The 257-nt window shown below is 69.6% G+C and carries 1 protein-coding gene; it reads right to left on the bottom strand.

Going from position 1 to position 257, the window contains the following annotated elements:
* Positions 1–257, bottom strand: a 257-nt coding sequence (locus AC0L27_RS41425; protein WP_473323915.1) for a hypothetical protein, incomplete at both ends; no start/stop codon positions are given.

Here is a 257-nt window from a genome sequence, read left to right as displayed (position 1 = left end):
AGTGGCACCACGTTCCGGTTTGGCGCCGGCGGCAAGCGCGGCCGGGTCGCTGCGGCGGCTTAAGGGCCTCCGCGACCCGGCCGCTTCCACGCGCGCCTTCTCCTTCCGCCACGGCGGAGCGGCGTCTCCCGAGGGGACGGGGATGTGGGTGAGATCGCAACTTTTCTTGCCGGCGGCCTCATGCAGAGCTGTGAGGCCATCATGCACGACGCCGGTTAGCCTGACGGCCCATTCTCCAGATTCCGGCATGTGGCGCC

The organism is Bradyrhizobium sp. Ken51, assembly GCF_055807435.1.
The sequence above is the reverse complement of the archived record's forward strand: the minus strand, read 5'-3'. Positions and strand labels throughout refer to the sequence as shown.